The sequence below is a fragment of the Streptomyces sp. NPDC027962 genome (assembly GCF_055566095.1).
On sequence record NZ_JBVHTA010000026.1, the window covers coordinates 25,784 to 50,071 of the forward strand.

The window sequence follows — 24,288 nt, forward strand, 5'->3', positions numbered from 1 at the left end:
CGCATGACGAAGGAAACGCAGTTGACCACCCAGTCCGTGCTGTCCGTCCCGCGCCTGGGCGAGGGCATCGTCGAGGTGCGCATCGTCCGGCTCCTCAAGCAGGTGGGCGACACCGTCGCCAAGGACGAGGTCGTCTACGAGATGGAACACGACAAGGCCGCCGTCGAGATCGAGTCCCCGACCGCCGGCACCCTCGACGCCTGGCTCGTCGCCGAAGGCGACACCGTCCCCATCGGCGGCCCCGTCGCCCGCATCACCCCCACCACCGGACCCGCAACCACCACCCAACCCGCGACCGGAAGCGAACCGGCCGCCGGCGCCTCCGTCCACGGCCCCCCGAGCCACCGGCCCACCACCACACGCCGCATCCCGCCACGCACCCGCGCCCACGCCCGCCGCCTGGGCATCGACGAAGCCACCCTGCCCACCATCCCCGCCGCCGGCACCAGCCTCATGCCCGCCGACCTCGAACACCACCTCGCCACCGCCACCGCCACCACCGCCGCCGCCGAAGCAGCCGACGCCGACACCGGCCCGGCAGCAGTGGCTGAAGACGGGGCGCCCGGGCCGGCCGCCGCGCCGGCGCCCGACCGGCCCGAGGAGCACACCGCGCCGCCCGCGCCCGCGCGGGGTGCCGACCACACCGACATCGAGCAGTCGCCGCGGCAGCGGGAACTGAACCGGGCACTGCGCACGGCACGGGACGCGGTCGTGCCGGCCGCCGTGGCCGCCGTCGTCGCCGAGGACGTACTGGAGGGAGCCCGCCGCGCCCACCAGGGCGCCGGGTTCGCCACCGTCTTCCAGGCCTTCGCCCGCATCGCCGCACACACCGCCCACGCCGCCCCCGCACTGCGCTCACGCCGCCTGGACGAGAACCGGCTGCGCGTGTACGAGCACGTCGACCTCGGCATCGCCTGCGCCACCGACGACGGCGACCTGACCACCGCCGTGGTACGCGACGCCGACACCCTCGACGCCGCCGCGTTCGACGCACGGTACGCCCACGCCGTCGAACACGCCCTCGCCGGAACCTCCCAGGCCGACTCGCGCGTCACCCTGAACCTGTCCCACCTCGGCGACACGGGCGCGACCCTCGCCGTGCCCGTCGTCGTACCGCCCGCCGTGGCCACCTTGTTCCTCGGCTCCCTCGAGAACACCGGCACCACCCCCGTACGCCGCATGGTCCTCGCCTTCGACCACACCGTCCTCAACGGACGCGACGCAGCCGCCTACCTCGACGCCCTGAACGACGCGCTCCGCACGGCGGCCGGCCCCACCCCCCACACCACCACCGAGGCCCCGGCCGCCGCCGCGCTGCCGGCCGGGCAGGACACCCTCGCCCGGCTGACCGACCTCGCCTCCGACGTCCTGGGCCACCGCGTCGATACCGAACGCCCGCTGGGCGAACAGGGCCTGGACTCCGCACGCGCCCTGCGCCTGGTCCGCGAGGTGCGCACCGCCTTCGGCACCGACCTGCCCGCCACGGCCGTCTGGCACCACCCCACCCTGCGCGCCCTGGCCGGCGTCCTGCCCAGCGCCCCGACCGCACAGCCCGCCCCCGCACAGCCCGCCCCCGCACAGCCCGCCCCCGCACAGCCCGCCCCCGCACAGCCCGCCCCGGCCGGCCCCCCGCCGGCCGGCGACCACGGCGACCACGGCGGCGATGTCGCCGTCATCGGGATGGCCGTACGCGTGCCCGGCGCCGACGACGTCGACGCCTTCTGGTCGCTGCTCGCCGAGGGCGAGTGCCGGATCCTGGACGTGCCGCCCGGCCGGCTCGCCGGCCCGGTACCCGAGGGGCTGCGGGCCGCGCTGCTGGAGGGCACCGACCTGTTCGACGCCACGTTCTTCGACGTGACACCCCGTCAGGCCGCCTCCATGGACCCGCAGCAGCGGGCCCTGCTCGAACTGAGCTGGCACGCGCTCGAGCACGCCGGCCTCAGCCCCGACGACCTCGCCGGAACCGGCGTCGGCGTCTTTGCCGCCGCCTGCAGCTACGACTACCGCGAGCAGCTCGTCGAGCGGGATACGGCCGCCGACGGCTACGCCACCACCGGCACGTTCCCCGCCTTCCTCGCCAACCGCATCTCCCACCTCTACGACTTCACCGGCCCCAGCATCACCGTCGACACCGCCTGCTCCGGCGCCCTGACCGCGCTGAACCTGGCCGAGGCCGCCATCCGCGCCGGCACCTGCGACATCGCCCTGGCAGGCGCCGCGAACCTGCTCAGCAACGGCTTCAACGCCCGCGCCTACCGCGCCGCCGGCATGCTCTCCCCGCACGGCACCAGCAAGGTCTTCGACCAGGACGCCGACGGCTTCGTCCGAGGCGAGGGCGCCGGCTGGGTCGTGCTGAAATCCCTGCGCCGCGCCGTCGCCGACGGCGACCCCGTCCTGGCCGTCATCCGCGCCGGCGCCGTCAACCACGGCGGCCGGGCCGCCGCCCTGACCGCCCCCAACCCCAAGGCCCAGAGCGCCCTGATCCGCACCGCCCTGCGCAGCGCCGCCCTGCACGCCGCCGACCTCGGCTTCCTCGAAGCACACGGCACCGGCACCCCGCTGGGCGACCCGATCGAACTCGACGCCGTACGCGAGGCGCTCATGCAGGACCCGCACGGCATGCCCGAGACGGCCGCCGGACCCGAGGGCCGTCTGTGGGTCGGCTCGGCCAAGGCCAACATCGGCCACCTCGAAGGCGCTTCGGGACTGGCCGGCCTGGTCAAGGCCGTCCAGGCGCTGCGCCACGGCCTCATCCCCGCCACCCCCGGCTTCAGCCGCCTCAACCCCCACATCGACCTTCAGGGCAGCCCGCTGGCCGTCGCCGCCCACCCGGTGCCCTGGCCGTCCCGGCCCGGCGGCCCGCCGCGCCGGGCGGCGGTGAGCGCGTTCGGATTCGGCGGCAGCAACGCGCACGTGATCCTGCAGGAAGCACCCGCAGCCACCCTCCCGCAGCCGCGCACCACCGACCCCGCAGCCCCGGTGACCGTGCCGCTGTCGGCCGCCACACCCACCGCCCTTGCCCGCCTCGCCGGCTCCATCGCCCGCCTCGCCGCCGGCCCGGACGCCCCGCCGCTCGACGCCCTGGCCTGGACCCTGCAGACCGGACGCCGCCACCTCGCCCACCGCGCCCTGTTCACCGTCACCGACCTGAACGAACTCGCCCGCCAGGCCGCCGACTTCGCCGCCTCGGGCCACCACCCCCAGCGTGTCGGACAGCCCGCCGGAGTGCCCGCCGCGCAACGGCTTCGCGACTGGCTCACCGGCGCCGCCCTGAGAACCGCCGACTGGACCGCCCTGTGGCCCGGCGGACCCCCGCCACGCCGGGTCCCGCTGGTGCCCTACCCCTTCGAGCGGCAGTCCTACTGGCTGCCCGCCGGACCCGCCGGACCCGCCGGACCCGCCGGACCCGCCGGGCCGGGCTTCACCCTGGACGCCGCACACCCGCTGGCCCGGCACACCGTCGCCGGCCGCGCCGTGCTGCCCGGCGCGGCCCTCGTCGAGACGCTCGCCGACGGCGGACCCGTCGCCCTGAGCCGGCTGCGCCTGCTGCGGCCCGTCGCCGTACCGGCCGGCCGGCCCGTGCACCTGACCCGCCACACCGACGCCGGCAGCGACGCAGGCGGTGCGGGCGGGGTGCGGGTGAGCGTGCTGCACGACGGCGTGATCTGCGCCCGCGCCACCGTGGCCACCACGCCCGCCGCCGCGCCGCGTGCCGTCGATGCGCACGGCGCACCGGTTCAAGAGATCGACCCGGATGAGGCTTTGGCGCGCAACGGCGTTCAGGTGGGCCCCGTCTACCGGGTGCTGCACCAGGTGCGCCGGCACGGGCAGCGCGTCACCGCCACCCTCACCGCCCCGGCCGCCGACGATCCGCGCACCCGGCGGGTGGCCTGGCTGGACGCCGCACTGCAGGCCTCCTGCGCCCTGCTGGACGGCGGCCGGCCCCTCGTGGCAGCCGCCGCGGACCACATCGAGTGGAGCGGGCAGGTGCCCGAGGCCGCGCAACTGGCCGTCCACCGCATCAGCGGCGGCCCGGCCCACACGGTCCTCGACCTGGAGGCGACCGGCCCCGACGGCGCCCCCGTCCTGCGGGTCAACGGACTCCGGCTGCACCGGACCGCCCCCCTGGAGACACCCCCGCCCGCCCCCGCCCGTCCGGCCACCGCCCGTCCGGCCACCGCCCTGCCGGCCGCCGACGACGAGCAGGCCGCCGCGGACGCCGTCGCCTCCCTGCGCATCCTGGTCCCCGAATGGGACACCCCCCACCCGACCGCCACCAAGGCCCCCGAGGGCGCCGGACACGACGGGTCCGCGCTGCGGATGCTGGCACCGCAGTGGATGCCCGAGCCGCCCGCCCGCCACGACCCCGCCCCGCACGGCGCCCTCGTCGTCGTCCACGACCGCACCAGCAGCCGCCTCGCCGACGCCGTCGACATCAAAGCGGCCGGCGGTGTGCGCTGCGCCCTGCACGACGGCCGGCTCGACGCGCTCGCCTTCGCCCGGGCGGTGCACAGCCTCGGCGACATCCCCGAACTGCATGTCGCGCTCCTCGTCGACGGCTCCGGCTGGAGCGAGGACCGGGCCGGCACCGAGACCCTGCGCGGCTGGCTCGAGTCGCTGCTGACCGTGGGCCGGACCCTGGCCGCCGACGGCCGACCGGCCCGCATCACCCTCCTCACCACCCGCCTCGCCGCTCCAGAGGCAGCCCCCGAGACCGGCGCCGGCCCCACCCCGGGTGCCGCGCTGCAGGGCGCCCTGCTGGGAGCCGTACGCACCCTGCCGCGCGAGGCCGGCGCGATGACCTGCGCGGCCGTCGACCTGGACACCGCCGCCACGGCCGACGACATCGCCGCCGCCCTGCGCGAACCGTGCGCCCAGGCCGTCCCGCTGACCGCCCTGCGCGCCGGCCGGCGTCTGCGCCAGGTCTACACCGAACTCCCCGCCCCCGCCGACGCCGCACAGGGGAGCGGGTTCACCCACGGCGGCAGCTACGTCCTGTTCGGCGGCACCGGCGGCATCGGGGCGGCCGTCGCCCGCCATCTCGCCGCCCGCCACAGCGCGAACCTGCTGCTCGTCGGACGCTCCCCGGCCGGCGACCACACCCGCGCCCTGCTGGCCGAGCTCGCCTTGCTGGGAGCCCGCGCCCACTACCGCAGCGCCGACATCACCCGCCCCGCCGACGTCGAACGCGTCCTCGCCGACTGCCAGGACCTCTACGGCCGCCTCGACGGCATTGTTCACAGCATCGGCTCCGTCAGCGCCGCCCCCCTGCACGAACTGACCCCCGACGACCTCGAGCAGGTCCTGGCGACCAAGGTCAGCGCCGTCATCCACCTCGCCCGCGCCCTGCGCGCCAACGCCGCCGCCGCCCCGGGCGCACGGCCCGCCGCGCTCGTCCTGTTCTCCTCCGTCGCCGGCCTCTTCGGCAGCACCGGCGGCCTCAACTACTCCGCCGCCAACGCCTTCCTCGACCACTACGCCGCCGCCCACACCGACACAGACGGTGGTGGGGCGCGTCCGACGGTGCGCGCCTTCGACTGGGGCCTGTGGCGCGACACCGGGCTCGCCCGCCGCTACAGCGCCCACGTCACCCGCGAGTACCCCGGCCTGACCGACTTCGTCCCGGAAAGGGGTGTGGCCGCCTTGGAAGCGGGCATGTCCGGCAACCGACCCCAGCTGGTCGCCGTCAGCGGCGACCCCGAACCGCTGCGCCCCCTCACCCGGCCCCCCGTCACACAAGCGCCCACGCCCACGCCCACGCCCACGGACACGGCCACGGACACGGCGACGCCGACCGCCACGGTCGCGACCACCGCCACCGCCGCGGCCACGGGCACGGTCGCGGTCGCGGCCGACGACGCCGCGCACCGGCTCGAGGACTACGCCCGCGCCGCGCTCGCCCTCACGATGAGCGAACTGGGCCTGGCCCCGCAGCTCGCCGCCCGCCCCGCCACCACCGCCCACAGCGCCGCCCAGCTCCTGGACGCGGTCCCCGAACACCGACTGCTGCTCGCCGCGGTCGTCGAACTCCTCACCGAGCACCACCGCCTGGGCCGGCCCGTGCCCCACGCGGCCGAACTCGCCCGCACCCGCGCACACCTGCTCGCCGACCACCCCGACCTGGCCGGCCACCTCACGCTCCTGGACCGGGCCCTGGCGTCCTACGGGCCCGTGCTGCGCGGCGAAGTGCCCGCCACCGCCGTCCTGTTCCCCGGCGGCGACCTCGGCGGCGTGAGCACCGTCTACAGCGGCAACCAGCTCTTCGACCCGGTCAACACCGCCGCCGCCCGCGCCCTGGCCGACGCCGCCGCCCGCACCGCCGCCCCGGCCCGCATCCTGGAGATCGGCGCGGGCGTGGGCGGCACCACCGCGGCGGCGCTCACCGCGCTCGACGCCCGCTCCGTCGCCGCCTTCGACTACGTCTACACCGACCTCTCGCCCGCCTTCCTCCAGCACGGCCGGCGCCGCTTCGGCGACCGCGTCACCCCCCGGCTGCTGGACATCGAGAAGAACCCCCAGACCCAGGGCCTGGCCGCCGGCTCCTTCGACCTGGTCGTGGCCAGCAACGTGCTGCACGCCACCCGCGACCTGTCCCGCACCCTCGCCCACATCGACACCCTCCTGGCCGACGGCGGGACCCTGCTGCTCGTCGAGATGGTCGCCCCCGCCGCCGTCTACACCCTCACCTTCGGCCTCACCGACGGCTGGTGGCGCTACGTCGACACCGACCGGCGCATGCCGCACGGCCCGCTGCTCGACGTGGCACGCTGGCGCACCCTGCTGCAGTCGTGCGGCTGGAGCCTGACCGGCACCGGCCACCTGCGCGACGCGCCCGGCTGCGTCGCCCTGCTCACCTGCCGCCCCACCACCCCCACCCCCACCCCCGCCCTGGCCCCGGCCGGGACCCGGGCGGACGGCGCCGCGCACAGCACCGCCGAGGACGTCGAGGAGATCGCCGAGGGGCTGCGCCACATCGTGCGCGACCTGCTCGGCGACCCGGCGGCCGACGTGCCCGGCTATCTGCCCTGGCAGGAACTGGGCATCGACTCGCTGCTCAACATGGAACTCATCGAGGCCGTCTCCCGCCGCCACGGCCCGGTGAGCGCGACCGCCCTGTTCGAGCACCGTACGGTCGACGACCTCGCCCGCATGCTCGCCCACCGCCCCGCCCCCACCGCACCCCTTCCTGTCCCCGCGGGCTCGGCGCCCCGCCCCGCCGGACCCGCCGAGCAGGACACACCGCACGAGGACCAGAGCGAGGACGAGAGCGGCGTCGCACGGCTGGTGGCACTGGTCGCCGAACTCACCTCCCAGGAGCCGCGGTTGCTGGATGCGGACACCGACTTCCCCGCTCTGGGCGTCGACTCGCTGCTCCACGAGGAGCTCTCACAGCGGCTGCGCGCCCTGTTCCCCGGCCGGCCCGTGCCCGCCACCCTGATCTTCGAACACCCCACCCCCCGCGCCCTGGCCCGCCACTTCGCACCCGCCGCCCCGGCCGCACCCGCCGCCGTACCGGACGTGCACCCCGCACCGGCTGTCCCGGCCGTCGCGGCCGTGGTGCCGGCGGCGAGCCGTGCCGCCGCCCCGGCCGCCGCGCCCCGGGCCGACGCCCCCGCCCCCGCCCCGGCGGTCGCCGTCGTCGGGCTCGCCGGCCGCTACCCGGGCGCCCGCGACCTCGACGCCTTCTGGGAGCTGCTGAGCTCGGGCCGCACCCCGGTGCGCGAAGTGCCCGCCGAACGCTGGGACTGGCGCACCGCCCGCACGCTCGGCGGCGGCTACGCCCGCTACGGATGCTTCCTCGACGACATCGACTCCTTCGACGCCGCACTGTTTCGCATCACCCCCCGCGACGCGGCCCTGATGGACCCGCAGGAGCGGCTGTTCCTGGAAGTGGCCCGCGAGGCGTTCGAGAACGCCGGCTACGCCCGCCACACCCTCAGCGGCCGGCACGGCGGCCCGCGGGTGGGCGTGTTCGCCGGCGTCACCGCCAACAGCCATCTGCTCGCCCAGCGCGACGCCCACGCCGCCGGCGCCGACAACCCCGAGTACGCGGTCACCGCCGCCGCGTCCGTCGCCAACCGCGTCTCCCACGCCTTCGACCTCAGCGGCCCGAGCCTGAGCGTCGACACCATGTGCTCCTCCTCGCTGACCGCGCTGCACCTGGCCTGCCGCGCGCTGCGCGACGGCGAGGCCGACCTCGCCCTGGCCGGGGGAGTCAACCTCTACCTGCACCCCGACCGGTTCACCGGCCTGTGCGCGCTCGGCATGCCCTCACGCGGTGACCGCACCCGCGCCTTCGGCGCCGGCGGCGACGGCTTCGTCCCCGGAGAAGGCGCCGGCGCCGTCGTCCTCAAACGCCTGGACCGCGCCGAGGCCGACGGCGACACCGTGTACGCGGTCATCCGCGGCACCGGCCTCAACCACGGCGGCGGCACCGGCGGCTACACCGTCCCCAACCCGCGCGCCCAGGCCGCCCTCATCGCAACAACCCTCGAGCACGCGGGCATCGAACCCGCGAGCGTCGGCTACGTGGAGGCCCACGGCACCGGCACCGAACTCGGCGACCCCATCGAACTGCGCGCCCTGTCCCTCGTCTTCGGCCAGGCGACCGCGGACGAGCCGCTGCGCATCGGGTCGGTCAAGTCGAACATCGGCCACGGCGAGGCGTCCGCGGGCATCGCCGGACTGACCAAGGCGATCCTCCAGCTGCGCCACGGCCGTCTGGTGCCCACCCTGCACGCCGAGCAGCTCAACCCGAAACTGGCCCTGGACGGCACACCGCTGCACATCCAGCGAGCCGCGCAGCCGTGGACGGGCGAACGCCTGCGCCGCGCCGCCGTCAGCTCCTTCGGCGCCGGCGGCGCAGGCGCCCACGTCCTGCTGGAGGAATACCGCACCCCCGCGCCGGCGCCGCGGGACCGGGCACGCCAGCCCGTGCTGGTGCCGCTCGCTGCGCCCGACCCGGCCCGGCTGCGCACCTTCGCCGGCCGTCTCGCCGACGCCGCCGACGCCTCGACCGCGACCCTCGCCGACATCGCCCACACCCTGCACACCGGCCGCGACCACGGGCCGCACCGGGCCGCCGTCCTCGCCCACGACCACGCCGAACTGCACGCCGCGCTGCGCGCCCTGGCCCAGGACACCGCCCACCCCGCCCTGACCACCACCGACACCACCGAAGACGGCGACAGCGGGGAAGGCGACGGCGCGGACGGCGGCGCCCGCGCCTGGGTCACCGACGCCACCTACCGGGCGCCGGCCGCACCGGCCCGGCGGGTCCCGCTGCCGACGACGCCCTTCGCCCGCCAAAGCTGCCTGCCGCCGGCCACCGGCCTGCAGGGGCCGGAGCAGCGCTCGCGGATGCCGCTCACCGACACCGTCCGCAGGCCCGCCGCCCGCACCGTCACCGCCCGTCTGGGCGGCGCGTCCCGCTGGGTCGCCGACCACATCGTCGACGAGCAGATGCTGCTGCCCGGCGCGTTCCACCCCGAACTCGTCCACGAAGCGCTGCTCGCCGCCGGCGAGAACCCCTACCACACCGAGATCTGCGACCTGCTGTGGCCGCAGCCCGCCACCGGGCTGCCGATGACCGTCACCGCCGACCTCGCCGAACCCGACCCGGACGGCTCCCGCCGCTTCACCACCACCGTCGCCGGCGCCACCGTCGCCCAGGGCCGCACCCGGCCCACCCCCCTCGCCGACGCCACCGGCCCGCTGCGGCCCCACCTCGTCTACCGGCCCGCCGACCTCGACGCCCACCTCGCCGCCGACGACCCCGACGCCTTCTACCAGGCCTTCGCCGCCCACGGATTCACCTACGGGCCGCTGTATCGCACCGTGCTGCGGGCCACCGCCCGCGGCGAGGAAGCCACCGCCGAACTACGGCTGCCCGACGGCGAGAACCCCGACGGCCGCCATGTGCTGCACCCCGCCCTCCTCGACGGCGCCTGCCAGAGCGCCGCCCACCTGCTGCTCACCGAGGCCGGCACGCCGCGCCGGCTGCGGCCGCTGGCGGTGGACCGGCTGGCCGTCCACGAGCCCGCCGGCTCCGGCGCCTTTGTCCACGCCCGCCGCGTGCGGCGCGACGACACCGCCGGCATCCACGTCTTCGACCTGCGCCTGATCGACCCCGACAGCGGCGAAGTCCTCGCCGAGATCGACGGTTTCCGCATCCGCGTGGACACCACCACCCCCGACACCGCCACCGCCCCCACTTCCGCGGCGCGGCCCGAGCCCGCACCGCCCACCGTGCCCCCCGCCCCGGCGGCCGTGCCCCTGGCCGGCTACCGGCTCGGCTGGCACACCACCCCCCTCGGCGACGACACCCGCCGTGCAGCCGACGGCCCGCTGTGGGTGATCGGCGACCACACCGGCACCCTCGCCCACCACACCCGCACCCCCGCCGCCATCCTGCACACCACCCCCGCCCTCGACGAGGACCAGCTGGAACGGACCGCCGCACGCACCGGCACCCCGGCCACCGTCCTGCTCGACCTCACCCACCTCACCGACCCCGCCGGCGGCGGCGGGCTCGGCACCGGCCCGCTGCGGCCCGAACAGATCCCCGCCGCCTGGGCCGACTTCACCGACACCACCCTCACCGCGCTGTTCACCCTGCTGCGCACCCTGATACGCAGCCGCGCCCTGGACGGCACCCGCATCCTGCTGGTGACCCGCACCGGCCCGGACGGCGAGATCACCCCCACGGTCCGCGCCCTGCACAGCCTCACGCGCACCATCGCGGGGGAGACCGGCCGCTTCACCCTGCGCCTGACCACGCTCGACGCCGCCTGGGCCACGGCCCACCCGGCAGCCGCCGCCCGCGCCCTGGAGGCCGAGGCGCTCGCCGACGACGGGGACTGGACCCGCCTGGGCCCCGCCCCTGCCACCGGCGAGCACGAGGCCGCCCCGCTGCGCCGCACCGCCCACCTCACCCGCACCCCCGCACCCGACAGCACGCACAGCACCGCCGGCCCGGGCGGCCCGGTCGGCAGCGTGGGGGACACGGTCCTGCGGCCGGACGGCAGTTATCTGATCACCGGCGGACTCGGCGGCCTGGGCCGGCACATCGCCGCCGACATCCTGACCCGCGCCCCGGGCGCACGGCTCGTCCTGACCGGCCGCTCCCAACCCGACGAGGCCGCCCTCAAGGCCCTGCGCCGCCTCGCACACGACGCCGGCCAGGTCACCTACTACCGCTGCGACGCCGCAGACCCCGCCCAGGTCGCCGCCCTCACCGACCAGCTCGCCGCCGAGGGGATCCGGCTGCACGGCGTCGTGCACACCGCCGGCGTACTGCGCGACGGATTCCTGCGCGGCAAGAGCCCCGACACCGTCAAGGACGTGTGCCGCGCCAAGATCTGCGGCGCGCTCCACCTCGACGCCGCCCTCGCCGACCACCCGCTGGACTTCTTCCTCCTCGCCTCCTCCCTCGCCGCCCTCGTCGGCAACCAGGGCCAGAGCGACTACGCCTTCGCCAACGGCTTCCTCGACCAGTTCGCCCGCCACCGCGCCCGGTGGGCCGCCCGCGGCCTGCGCCCCGGCCGCACCCTGAGCGCCGGCTGGCCCGTCCTCGCCGACGCGGGCACGGCCCCCGAACCCGACACCCTCGACTACCTCCACCAGACCTACGGCCTGCGGCCCATCGCCACCCGGGCCGCCACCGCCGCCCTGTGGCCCGCCCTCGCCGCGGCCACCGGCCCCGACACGGCGTACACGGCCCTGGTCGCCGGCGACCTGAACGCGTGGGACCGCGCCCTGGCCACCCGCACCCCCCAGCCGCCCACGGCCACCACCCCCACCCCGCCCGCGCCCGCGCCCGCGCCCGTGCCCGAGGCGGCGGGGGCCGAGCAGGCCGCTCTGCGCTGGCTGAGCGGACGCGTCGCCGAGTCCGTCGGCGTGGCACCCCACACGATCGACCCGCAGGCCCCGCTCACCGACTACGGCGTCGACTCCATCTCCCTGATGCGTCTGAGCCGCATGCTCGAGGACGACCTGGGCCGCATCCCCCTGCCGGTGCTCCTCGACAGCGCCACTCTGCACGAGCTGACCACCCGTCTGCTCCGCGACCACGGCCCGCAGCTGACAGCAGCCGTCACCGCCACCACCACCCCCGCCCCGGCCTCACCCGCGAACGACGAGGGTGGCGAGGCTGCCGGGGAGCGGGCCGTGGTGCTGCCCGACCGGCTGGTGGGCATGTGGGCCGCCGACCAGGCCGCCGCACCCCACGCCCCGTACAACATCAGCCTGGCGTGGCGACTGCCCGCCACCGCCGACCGGCAGGCGCTGCACGACGCGGTCGGCGACCTGCTCGGGCGCCATCCGGTGCTCGGCCGGCGCATCGCACCCAGCGACGGCGTCCTTGCGTTCGTACCCGCCGCACCGGACACGGCGACGCCGCTGGTGCCCCGCCTCATCGCCGAGGACACCCTCCAGCAGGCCGTCCGCGACGAGGCCGACCAGCGGCTGAACACCTCCGCCGGGCCGCTGCTGCGCGCGGTGCTGTGGGAGCCGCAGGACGCAGGCCACGGCCCCGTCCTGCAGCTGACCACCCATCACCTCGCCGTCGACGGCCGCTCCGCCGAACTGCTGGGCCAGGACATCGCCGCCCTGTACACGGCCCGCGCCCACGGCGGTCCCACGCCCGCGCCCGCCGCCCCGTTCGCCCCGTCACTGCGCCGCGAACAGACCGCCCACACCGCCAGGGAGCGCCAGGAGGCCGAGTCGTACTGGACCTCCCGGCTCGCCGGCATGCAGGCGAAGGGCGTGCTGTTCCCCGGCGGCGGCGAGCAGGCCGGCGCCGCCGGAGCACACCGCGAGTACCGGATGCCGCCGGCCCTCTCCCGCACCCTCGCCACGGTCGCGCAGCGCGCCGGCGTACCGCCGTTCACCGTGCTGCTCGGCGCGTTCGCCGCCGCCCTGTCCCGGGCCACCGGCCACCGCTCCCTCCTGATCGCCGTCCCCACCTACGGGCGCACCACCCGGGACGAGGACAGCGCCGTCGGCTGCTTCGTCAACACCGTGCCGCTGCGCATCGACCTGGAGCCCGGCCGGCCGGTGGCCGCCTGGCTGAGCGAACTGAACCAGCACGTGCGCGGCGCCCTCGGCCACGCCCGGCTGCCCTACCCGCGCCTCGTCGACCTGTGCCGGGCAGCAGGCGGCGCCGACGCCGTGCCCACCGTCACCCTCGCCTACCAGAACTGGACCCGCACCGGCTCCGGCCGGCCGGCGGGCGACTGGGAGCCGGTGTACCGGCGCGGGCAGCGCGGCCACTTCGACCTCGGCCTGGAGGTGACCGACACCCCCGAGGGCATGGAGATCCTCGCCAACCACCGCACCGCCGTCCTCGACGGCGCCCAGGTCGACGGCTTCGTCGAGGACCTGCGGCGCATGGCGGGCGAACTGGAGCACGGCGCCGCCACGGTGGGGGAGCTGCTCGACCCCGCCGCGTCCACCCTCGTCGCCCGCATCGACGCCACCGTGCGCCGCCACGGGCAGGCCACCGCCGTCGAGGACGGCAGCGACAGCCTCAGCTACGCCGAACTCGAGGCCCTGTCCGACGACATCGCCCGCCGCGTCTCCTCTCTGGCACCGCCCGGCGCGCCCGTCGCCGTACTGATGCACCGCACCGTGCGGCTGCCCGCCGTCCTGCTCGGCATCCTCAAGAGCGGACGCCCCTACGTGCCGCTGGACGACTCCTACCCGAGCGAACGGCTGAAGCTGGTCGTCGAGGACGCCGGCTGCGAGGTGGCCGTCGCCGACCGCGAGCTGACCTGGCTGCTGCCGCAGCGGCTGCGGATCGTGGACCCCTGCGCCACCGGCGACGACGGCGCCGAGCCCAGGACAGGAGCCGGGACCGGTGGGGGTGAGTGCCGGCCGGACGACCTCGCCTACCTGATGTTCACCTCCGGCAGCACCGGACGTCCCAAGGGCGTGGGCGTCACCCACGCAGGCGTCGTGCACACCCTGGAGGCCATCTCCCGCACGGTCGGCATCACCGACCACGCACCGGCACGGCTGCTGGCGGTCACCACCGTGTGCTTCGACATCTCCGTCCTCGAACTGTTCCTCCCGCTGCTGAGCGGCGGCACCGTCGTGATCGCCGAACGCGCCGACGTCGTCGACGCCCGCCGCCTCGGCCGGCTGCTGACCGAACGCCGCATCACCGCCATGCAGGCCACCCCCGCCGGCTGGCAGCTCCTCGTGGACGGCGGCTGGAGCGGCCGTCCGCAACTGACCGCCCTGTGCGGCGGGGAGGCCCTGCCGCCCCACCTCGCCGCCGCGCTCGCCGAACGCACCGGCAGCCTGTGGAACGTCTACGGCCCCACCGAGGCGACCATCTGGTCCACCCTCGCACCCGTCACCGCCACCGGCCCCGTCCACCTCGGCGAGCCGATCGGCGCCACCGGCCTCCTGCTCACCGACACCGCGGCACGCCGCGAAGCGGCACCGGGCGAACCCGGCGAACTGTGGATCGGCGGCCCTGGCGTGGCCCGCGGCTACTGGCAGCAGCCGCAGCTGACGGCCGAACGCTTCACCGGCCATCCGCTGCGCCCCGAGGGCGGCGGCCGATGGTTCCGCACCGGCGACCTCGTACGCCGCGACGACGACGGGCACCTGATCTTCCTCGGCCGGGCCGACAGCCAGGTCAAGGTCCGCGGCCACCGCATGGAACTCGGCGAGATCGAGACCGTGCTGGCCGGCCACCCCGCGATCGCCCGCGTCGTCGTCGCCGTGCGCGGCGAAGGCCCCTCGGCCCGGCTCCTGGCGATCGCCGTACCGCGCGCCGGCGCCGCCCTGCCCGACCTCGGCGAACTGCGCGAGTACGCCTCGGCGACGCTGCCGCCGTGGATGCTGCCGGACCGCCTGGTCGCAGCCGAACAGCTCCCGCTCACCCCCAACCGCAAGGTCGACCGCCAGGCGGCCCTGCGCCTCGCGGACACCACCCCCCAACCCACCCAGTCCACTCGACCCACCCAGTCCACTCGACCCACCGAGCCCGCACCGGCGGCCGCGCCTGCTCCCGCACCGGCGGCCGGCCCGGCACCGGCGGCCGGACGCGCGGCGCTCGCGCGGCACGTCGGGCAGCTGTGGGCCGAGCTGCTCGAACTCGACGACGTACCGCACGACCGGAGGTTCTTCGACCTCGGCGGGAACTCCCTGCTGCTGGGACGGCTGTTCGCCCGGCTCGACGACGCCTACCCCACAACCGGCCTGGAACTGGCCGACCTGTTCGCCCGGCCCACCGTCGACGACCTCGCCGGCCTGCTCGCCACCCGCCTGGACGGCGCAGCCGCCACCGGGGCCGGCGAACCGCAACCGGCCGCCCCCGAACCGCAACCGCAACCGGCGCCCGGCAACGCCCCGGACCCGGTCGTGCCCGCCCGCCCCTCCCGCCGTGAGCTGCGGCGCGCGTTCCGACTCGGAGACGAACGATGACCCCACCCCCCGGCCCCGACCTCGCGCAGGACCCGAACGCCGTCGCCGTCGTCGGCATGGCCTGCCGGTTCGGCCCCGCCACCTCCGTCGACCGGCTCTGGGAGCTGCTCGAGCAGCAGCGCACCGGCATCCGCCGCTACAGCACCGACGAGCTGATCGGCTTCGGCCACGACCCGCAGACCGTGCGGCACGAGGCGTTCGTGCCGGCCGGCGCCGTCCTGGAGGACGCCGACGCCTTCGACGCCGAGTTCTTCGGCTACAGCGCCCAGCACGCCGAGTGGCTCGACCCCCAGCAGCGGCTGCTGCTGGAAGTGGCCTGGCACGCCCTGGAGGACGCCGCCTTCGCCCCCGACGACACAAGGCTGCGCACCGCCGCCTACGTCTCGGTCGGCCAGCCCGTGCGTCCACCGGTCGCGATCACCGAGCTCGACGCCGCCGGAATGATCCGCTTCTCCTCCTCCGACAAGGACTTCGCGGCCGGCCGCATCTCCTACAAACTCGGCCTGACCGGCCCGAGCATGACCGTGCAGACCGCCTGCTCCAGCACCCTGGTCGGCCTGCACCTGGCCGCCGAGAGCCTGCTCGCCGAGGAGTGCGACCTCGCCGTGGTGGCCGGCGCGTCGCTGCACTTCCCGCAGGCCGGCTACCTCGCCGCTCCCGGCATGATCCTCTCGCCCAGCGGCGAGTGCCGGCCCTTCGACGACAGCGCCGACGGCACCGTCTTCGGCAACGGAGGCGGCGCCCTCGTCCTGCGCCGCCTCGCCGACGCGCTGCGCGAGGGCGACCCGGTACGCGCCGTGCTGCGCGGCAGCGCCGTCAACAACGACGGCGCCCGCAAGATGGACTACCACGCACCCTCCCCCGAGGGGCAGGAGGCGGTGATCCGCGAGGCGCTGGCCGTCGCGGGCGTCGACCCGCACTCGGTGGGCTGCCTGGAGACCCACGGCACCGGCACCCACCTGGGCGACCCGGTCGAATTCGCCGCCCTGGAACGCGTCTACGGCGGCGAGCGGCCCCACCCGGCCGCCGTCGGATCGGTCAAGTCCGTCCTCGGCCACCTCAACACCGCCGCCGGCGTCGCCGGCGTCATCAAGGCCGTCCTGGCCCTGGAACACGCCACCGTGCCCCGCCAGGTCCCCTTCACCGAGCCCAACCGCGCCCTCGGCGGCGCGGGCGGCCTGCGCATCGCGCAGGACGGCGGCTGGCCGGTGCCCGACGGGCCGCGCCGCGCCGCCGTCAGCTCCTTCGGTATCGGCGGCACCAACGCCCACGCCGTCCTCGAACAAGCCCCCGACCCCGCCCCGGCCGGCGAGGACGGGGGCGAGGGCCGGGTGCGGTGGGCGGTGCTGTCCGCCCACACCGAGACCGCGCTGCGCACCTGGGCCGCCGCCCTCGCCGGACCGGTCGCCGCTCTGCCGCTCGCCGACGTCGTGCACACCCTGCGCACCGGACGCAGCCACCGCCGGGTGCGGTGCGCACTGCCGGCCACCACGCCGGCCGAACTCGCCACGAAACTCACCGCGTTGGCCGAGGGCGGGGACCTGGCCGCCGACACCCCGCCCCCGGACCTGCACACCTGGATCACCGGCGACGGACCCCTGCCCGACCCCCACACCGACAACCACACCGGCACCGGGCCCGGGGGGCGTCCCGCCCGGCGGGTGCGGCTGCCCGGCTACCCGTTCGCCCGCACCCGCTGGCCGCTGCCGGGCACCGGCCGGGCGCGCACCGTACGGCCCGACGAGGCGGTCGCCGCCGACCATGTGGTCGCCGGCCGGCCCGTGCTGCCCGCCGCCGCCCAGCTCGACCTCGCCCTCACCGCCGCCCGGCACACCACCCCCGCGGCCACCGGCCTCGCCGACATCGCCTTCCACCGCCCGGTGGAGGTGACCGGCCCCGTGACGCTGCGCGCGGTGACCGACGGCGACAGCGTCCGCATCGTCTCCGACCACACCCACACCCAGGCCCGTGTCCTGACCGAGCAGACCGACGCACCCACCCGCCCCGACACGGCCGCCCTGCACGCCCAGTACCCCGACACCGCGCAACCGGCCGAGCTGTACCGGTACTTCGAGGACAACGGCGTGACCTACGGCCCCGCCTTCCAGGTACTGCGCGAACTGCGCCACGGCCCCGGCGGCGCCCTGGCGAAAGTCGCCGCCGCCCCCGGCACGGGCGACGGCGACGGCTGGGGCGGCGGGCGGAGCCTGTCGCCGTACGTCCTCGACGGCGCCCTGCAGACCGTGATCGGCTGCGTGCTGCGCGAGGACCTCGGCGGGCAGACGTTCATCCCGTTCGCGCTCGACGCGCTGCACGTGCACGGCGACCTGCCGCACGAGGTGTGGGTGCAGGTCCGCCCGGTACGCCTGGCCGGCGGCGGCCGGCGGGTACGCAAGTACGACGTGGACGTGACCGCACCCGACGGCACACCCGCCCTGACCCTCACCGGCCTGGCCCTGCGCCCCACCGGCCCCACCACACCACCCACCACGTCCACCGCGCCGGTCCCGGCAGCCGCGCAACTGCCGGACGGGGTGCACCTGTTCGCGCCCGCCACCGAGCCCTGCGGCCCCGCCACCGGCACCGACGACCGGCCCGCTCCGCTGGCCGTCATCGGCGACACCCCGCTGCAGGGCGCCGACCTGGTGCTGCCCGATCCGGCCGACGCGCAGGCCGCCGCGGCCGCCGGCGCCGAGATCGCGGCCCGGCTGCCCGACGGCGGCCGGCCCGTCATCGTCTGGCCCCTGGGCGCCGCCGCGACCCCGGCCCCCGGCCGCCCGGCCGCCGACGCGCTGCGCGTCCTGGCGCTGCTGCGCGCCCTGCTGGGCCCGCTCGCGCGGCGCGGCGCCCGGATCGTGGTCCCCTTCACCGTGGACGCCCTCGACGACGCGGCCGCCGTCACCGGCAGCGGGCTGGCCGCGCTGGGCCGCTCGCTCACCGGGGAGAACCCGCGCTTCGACCTCACCGCCCTCGCCGTCGACTCCGGCGCCGATCCGGGCGCCTGGAGGCGCGCCGTGCTCGCCGCCGCCCAGGCCCCGGACGGCGGCCGGCTGACCGCCGGCCGCGACGGCACCCTCACCCGCACCGTGCTGCGCCCGCTGAGCGTCCCGGCATCCTCCCGACCGCCGTTCCGCCGCGGCGGCCGCTACTGGATCAACGGCATGGGCGGCCTGGCCGCCCTGCTGGCCGGTCACCTCGCCGACACCTACGGCGCGCACATCGTTTTGACCGGCCGCTCCGCCGCCGGCGGCGAACGCGCCGCCGAGATCGGCCGGCTGGCCGAACGCGCGGCCCGCGCAGGCGGTTCGGTGACCTACCACCGGCTCGACAGCACCGACGCGGACGCCGTGCGCGCCCTCGCCGAGAGGCTGCACGACCAGGGCACCGTCCACGGCGTCGTGCACTTGGCCGGGACGCTGCGCGACGCGTTCATCCTGCGCAAGGACAGCGCCGACGCCGACGCCGTGATCACCGCGAAACTCACCTCGGCCGCCGCGCTGGATGCGGCCACCGCCCACTGGCCGCTGGACTGCTTCGTCGTCTACTCCTCCGTCTCCGGCGCCCTCGGCAGCCCCGGCCAGGCGGACTACGCCTTCGCCAACGCCGCCGCCGACGAGCTGATCGCCCGACGGGCCCGACGCGTCGCCTCCGGCAGCCGCCACGGGCGTTCGCTGTCCGTCGCCTGGCCCTACTGGGCCGAGGGCGGCATGCGCACCGCAGGCGACGCCGAGCAGGTCCTCGGCGCGCTCGGGATGCGCCCGATGCCCGCCGGCGCCGGCCTCACCGTCCTGGAAACACTCCTCGCCGCCGACCCGGCCGCCCCCGACACGGCGGAGCCCGCACCCGTCGTCCTCTACGGCGACCGCGAGCACCTGCTCGCCTCCTTCCCGCTGCTGGGCACCCCACCGCCCACGCCGCCCCCACCGCCCGCGCCCGCCGTCCCCGACCCCACCACCGGCACGCAGGCGCAGACGGACACGACGGCGGCGGAGGGCGCGTTGACGGACCGGCTGCGGGCCGCCGTCGCCGAGGCCACCCGCACCCCCCTGGGCGACGTGCGGCCCGAGCGGCCCTTCGACGACCTCGGCATCGACTCGCTGCTCGCCATCCGCGTCGTCGAACTGCTGGAGAAGGACTTCGGCAGGCTCTCCAAGACGCTGCTCTTCGAGTGCCGTTCGGTCGCCGAACTCGCCGAACACCTCCTGGAGGAGTTCCCCGAGCGCTGCGCCGAACTGACCGGCACCACCGGCACCACCGGCACCGCCACCGAAGCCACCGTCGTGGCCCGGCCGGCGCCCGAGCCGCCCGCCTCCTCCACGGCCCCCCTGAACACCGCACCCCCGGCACCCGCCGAGCACCCGGAGCCGGCCCCGCCCGGCGCCGGCGCCGACCCGCGGGCCGTCGCGATCATCGGCGTCGCCGGACGCTTCCCCGAGGCCGACGGCCTCGACGAACTGTGGGCCAACCTCCTGGCCGGCCGCGACAGCATCACCGAAGTGCCGCGCGAACGCTGGGACGCCGCCGCCCTCTACGACCCCGACAAGTCCCGCGTCGACCGCACCTACACCAAATGGGGCGGCTTCCTCGACGGTGTGGAGAACTTCGACGCACCGCTGTTCAGCATCTCGCCCCGCGAGGCCGGCACCGTCGACCCGCAGGCCCGGCTCTTCCTCGAAGCCTGCTGGGCCGCCCTCGACGACGCCGGCTACACCCCCGACACCCTGGTGACCACCGGCGAGCGGGTGCACCGCAAGGACGTCGGCGTGTTCGTCGGCGCCATGTACGGCGAGTACCAGCTCCACGAGGCGGAGGAACGGCTGCGCGGCAACCCGGTCCTGGCCAACAGCGCCTACTGGTCCATCGCCAACCGCGTCTCCTACTTCTTCGACTTCCAGGGCCCCAGCACGGCCGTCGACACCGCCTGCTCCTCCGCGCTCACCGCGATCCACCTGGCGGTGGAGTCGCTGCGCGCCGGCAGCTCCAAGGTCGCCGTCGCCGGCGGCGTCAACGTCCTGATCCACCCCAACAAGTACTTCATGCTCGGCCAGGGCAGGTTCGCCGCCAGCGACGGACGCTGCCGCAGCTTCGGAGCCGGCGGCGACGGATACGTACCGGGCGAGGGCGTGGGCGCGTTCGTCCTCAAACCGCTCACCGACGCCCTGCGCGACGGCGACCACATCCACGGCGTCATCCGCGGCACCGCCGCCAACCACGGCGGCCGCACCAACGGCTACACCGTGCCCAACCCGCGCGCCCAGGCCGACCTCGTCACCAAGGCGCTGCGCGACGCGGGCCTGACGGCCGGCGACCTCGACTACATCGAGACGCACGGCACCGGCACCTCGCTCGGCGACCCCATCGAGATCCGCGGCCTGGCCTCCGCGTTCTCCCGCGACGGCGTCAAGGGCGCGGGGAACCGGCCGATCGGATCGGTGAAGTCGAACGTCGGCCACCTGGAGTCGGCGGCCGGAGCGGTGGCCCTGGCGAAGGTGCTGCTGCAGATCCGCCACCGCACCCTGGTGCCCTCGCTGCACGCGAGCCCCGCCAACCCCGAAATCGACTTCGACCGTGTGCCGTTCACCGTCCAGCAGAGCACCGCGCCCTGGCAGCCCCACGACGGAGCCGACCGGCCGCTGCGGGCGGGCATCAGCTCCTTCGGTGCCGGCGGCGCCAACGCGCACATCGTCGTCGAGGGCCCGCCGCCCGCCGCCCCGCGGCCGCCCGCCGAGCGCCCGCAGCCGGTGGTGGTGTTCCTGTCCGCCCGCACCCCCGCGGCCCTCACGGCCACCGCCCGGCGCCTGCACACCCACCTCACCGACGCCCGCGACCGCGGCCAGGAGCCGCACCTCGCCGACATCGCCCACACCTACGCGGTCGGACGCGCCGACCTGGAACACCGCGCGGCCCTCGAGGCCGACTCCCTCGAGGCGCTGCACGACGCCCTCCAGGCCCTCGCGGCAGGCCGCCCCCGCCCCCGGCGGCGTACCGAGGCCACCGCCGACGACCCGGTACGGGTGTGGCTGGACGGCGGCCGTATCGACCGTGCCACCGTCAGCGGCGCCGGCCCGGCCGCCCGGCGCATCCCGCTGCCGCACTACCCCTTCGAGCGGATCCGCTGCTGGTACGACCTCCAGATCGAGCACCTGCACCACAAGGGCCTGGGCACCGCCGGCAACGAACCGTCCCTGTCCCGCCCCCATCTGCGCGACTTCGGCCGCACCCCCGCGGCCGCCGGCACCCCGGCACAAGGCAGCGCCGGCGGTGCCGCGTCCGCGGAAAGCAGCGCGGCCGGTGCCATGTCCGGTGCCCAGGCCGGCAGTTCGGCCGGCCCTGCCGCCGCCCCCGCCCCGCTCGCCAGGCCGGCGGGCACCGCGACCCGCCCCCCGGCCGCGCCCTCCCCGGCGGCCGATCAGCCCGAACCCCAGGCACAGGAGACGCCACCCATGACTCGTGACCGCAAGATCTCCCTCCGGCCGCTGGGCAGCGCCCCGGCCCCCGCGGTCGCCCCCGCCGCGCCCGCCCCCGCGCCCACTGTGCCCGCGCCCGCCTCAACGGCGCCCGCCTCAACGGCGCCCGCCGCGGTGGACGGCGCGTTCGCGGACCGGGTCGCCGAAGAGGTGGGCGAGGTGCTGGCCGGGGTGCTCTACATGGAGCCCGCCGATCTCGACCCGGAGCAGAGCTTCCAGATGCTGGGTGTCGACTCCATCCTCAGCGTCGAGTTCGTCGCCCTGGTCAACGCCCGCTACGCCACCGACATCAAGGCCACCGAGCTGTACGACCACCCGACGCCGGCCGCGTTCGCCCGCCATGTCGCCCAGCAGCTGGGCGGCACACCACCGCCCGCCCCGGCGCCCGCCACGACGGTCCCCGTAGTCCCCGCCCCCGCTCCGGTCTCCGCGCCGGCGGGGGAGCGGCCGACGGCCGATGTCCTTGCCACGCTGCGCGAGCAGCTCGCCCAGACCCTGTACTGCGACGTGTGGGACATCGACACCGACGCCACCTTCAACAGCCTGGGCCTGGACTCGATCCTCGGTGTCGAGTTCGTCGCCTTCCTCAACAACGCCTACGGCCTCGACGAGAAGGCCGGCGTCCTGTACGACCACCCCAGCCTTGCCGCGCTGGCCACCCACATCACCTCCCGCACCACCCCCGCCCCGGCCGGCAGCACCACCCCCGCCCCGGCCGGCAGCAGCGCCGGCGCCGCTGCCGGGGGCCAGGCCGTGAGCGCGGCGGACCTCGACGCGCTGCTCGCCGCCGTACGCGACAACCGGCTCACCGTCGAGCAGGCGCTCTCGCTCCTGCCCCAGCACACCTGAGAGGACGAACCACCCATGACCGAGGACGAGATCTTCGCCGTCATCCGCGCCCAGATCGTGGACGTACTGCCCGAGACCGCCGACATCGAGATCACCCTCGACCACAGCATGCGCGATCTCGGCGCCAACTCCATCGACCGGATGGACGTCGTGATCGCCGCCCAGGACGAGCTCGGCATCACGGTGCCGGGCGCGGCCCTGACCAAGGCCGACGACCTGCGTTCGCTGGTCGCGGTCTTCCGCGCCCACCGGAGCACGCCCGCGTGAGCGTGAAGCCCGGCCCGGTGGCCGTCACGGCCGCCGCGGTGCTCACCCCGCTCGCCGAGGACCTGGACGGCTTCACCGCCGCCCTGCTCGCCGGCCGCAGCGCGGTGACCCTCGGCGGCGAACAGGACGACGCGCTGCCCCTCGCCCCCCTCGCCGCATTCGACCTCGCTGCCTGGGCCGGGCGCCACCTCGCCGACGCGCCGAAGGCGGCGGCCCGGCTGCGGAAGGTCGCGGGCCGCGCGGCGCTGCCCGCACGCAGCGCCGCCTGCGTCGCGCTGCGCGCCGTGCGCGAGGCGCGCCTGGAGGAGGAGCAACTCGCCCATTCCACCGTGCTGATCGTCGCCGGCAGCAATCTCGCCCTCGCCCACCAGGCGCAGACCGTGCTGGGCCACCACCGGGCGCCCGGCCGGCTGCGCGCCTCCTACGCGCTGACCCACCTCGATGTGGACGTGGTCGGCGCGGTCAGCGAACTGACCGGCATCCGTGCCGAGGGCTGGGCGCTGGGCGGCGCGTCGGCCAGCGGCACCCTCGCACTGATCCAGGCGGCCCGCCTGGTGGCCGCCGGCTGGGCCGACCGCGCCCTCGTCGTCGCCCCGGTGGCCGAACTGTCACCGGTGGAGGCCGAGGCGCTGCGCCGCACCGGCGCGATGGCGCACGAACACTTCCGTGACGAACCCGCCCGCATGTGCCGCCCGTTCGACACCGCACGCCAGGGCTTCGTCCGCGGCGAGGGCGCCGCCGCGCTCGTCCTGGAACACCCCGATGCCGCCCACAGGCGCGGCGCCCCCGTGCTGGCGCAGATCACCGGCCACGGGCAGCGCCTGGACGCCCGCCGCGGCACCGAGCCCGACGCCGCCGGCCAGGCGACGGCCATGCGCAGCGCGCTCGACGCCGCGGGCATCGGCCCCCACGACATCGATTACGTCAACGCGCACGGCACCGGCTCCGTGCTGGGCGATGCGACCGAAGCAGCGTCGCTGCAGGCGGTGTTCGGCACCCGGCCCTCGCTGCGCATCAACTCCACCAAACCGCTGACCGGCCACTGCCTGTCCGCGGCCGGGCTGATCGAGGCGGTCGCCACCGTCGCGCAACTGAGGGCGGGCACCGTCCACCCCAACGTGAACCTGCACCAGCCCGACACCCCCCTGCCGCTGGCCGGCCGCACCGCCGAACAGCGGCCGCTGCGCTGCGCGCTGAGCAACAGCTTCGCCTTCGGCGGCATCAACGCCTCCGTGGTGATCCGCCTCCCCGACCCCCGGCCCTGAAG

The 24,288-nt window shown here is 76.4% G+C and carries 4 protein-coding genes; all 4 read left to right on the forward strand.

The genetic code is table 11. The annotated features are described in order from the left end of the window. Positions 1 to 3: 3 nt before the first annotated feature. Genes ACZ4SA_RS23335 through ACZ4SA_RS23350 form a run of 4 tightly spaced genes read left to right on the forward strand, consistent with a single transcriptional unit; the run spans position 4 to position 24,286 of the window. Positions 4 to 15,438 carry an amino acid adenylation domain-containing protein gene (locus tag ACZ4SA_RS23335; protein ID WP_468277653.1) on the forward strand — a complete coding sequence of 5,145 codons (15,435 nt, stop codon included), beginning with the start codon at positions 4 to 6 and terminating at the stop codon, positions 15,436 to 15,438. Further along, on the forward strand, positions 15,435 to 22,754 hold the full coding sequence (locus ACZ4SA_RS23340) for a beta-ketoacyl synthase N-terminal-like domain-containing protein (protein ID WP_468277656.1): 7,320 nt from the start codon (positions 15,435 to 15,437) through the stop codon (positions 22,752 to 22,754). Before ACZ4SA_RS23335 ends, ACZ4SA_RS23340 begins: the two co-directional genes overlap by 4 nt. 15 nt (positions 22,755 to 22,769) lie before the next feature. After that, the gene (locus ACZ4SA_RS23345; protein ID WP_468277659.1) at positions 22,770 to 23,021 is read left to right on the forward strand and encodes an acyl carrier protein; all 252 of its coding nucleotides are present in this window, start codon (positions 22,770 to 22,772) and stop codon (positions 23,019 to 23,021) included. Continuing rightward, entirely contained in the window at positions 23,018 to 24,286 is a 1,269-nt protein-coding gene (locus ACZ4SA_RS23350; RefSeq protein WP_468277661.1) for a beta-ketoacyl synthase N-terminal-like domain-containing protein, read from the forward strand. The genes ACZ4SA_RS23345 and ACZ4SA_RS23350 overlap by 4 nt, the downstream gene beginning before the upstream one ends. Positions 24,287 to 24,288 lie beyond the last annotated feature (2 nt).

Excerpts from the sequence above, each read along its gene's own strand:
- ACZ4SA_RS23335 (WP_468277653.1), top strand. The coding sequence starts at position 4 with ATGACGAAGGAAACGCAGTTGACCACCCAGTCCGTGCTGTCCGTCCCG.
- ACZ4SA_RS23340 (WP_468277656.1), top strand. The coding sequence starts at position 15,435 with ATGACCCCACCCCCCGGCCCCGACCTCGCGCAGGACCCGAACGCCGTC.
- ACZ4SA_RS23345 (WP_468277659.1), top strand. The coding sequence starts at position 22,770 with ATGACCGAGGACGAGATCTTCGCCGTCATCCGCGCCCAGATCGTGGAC.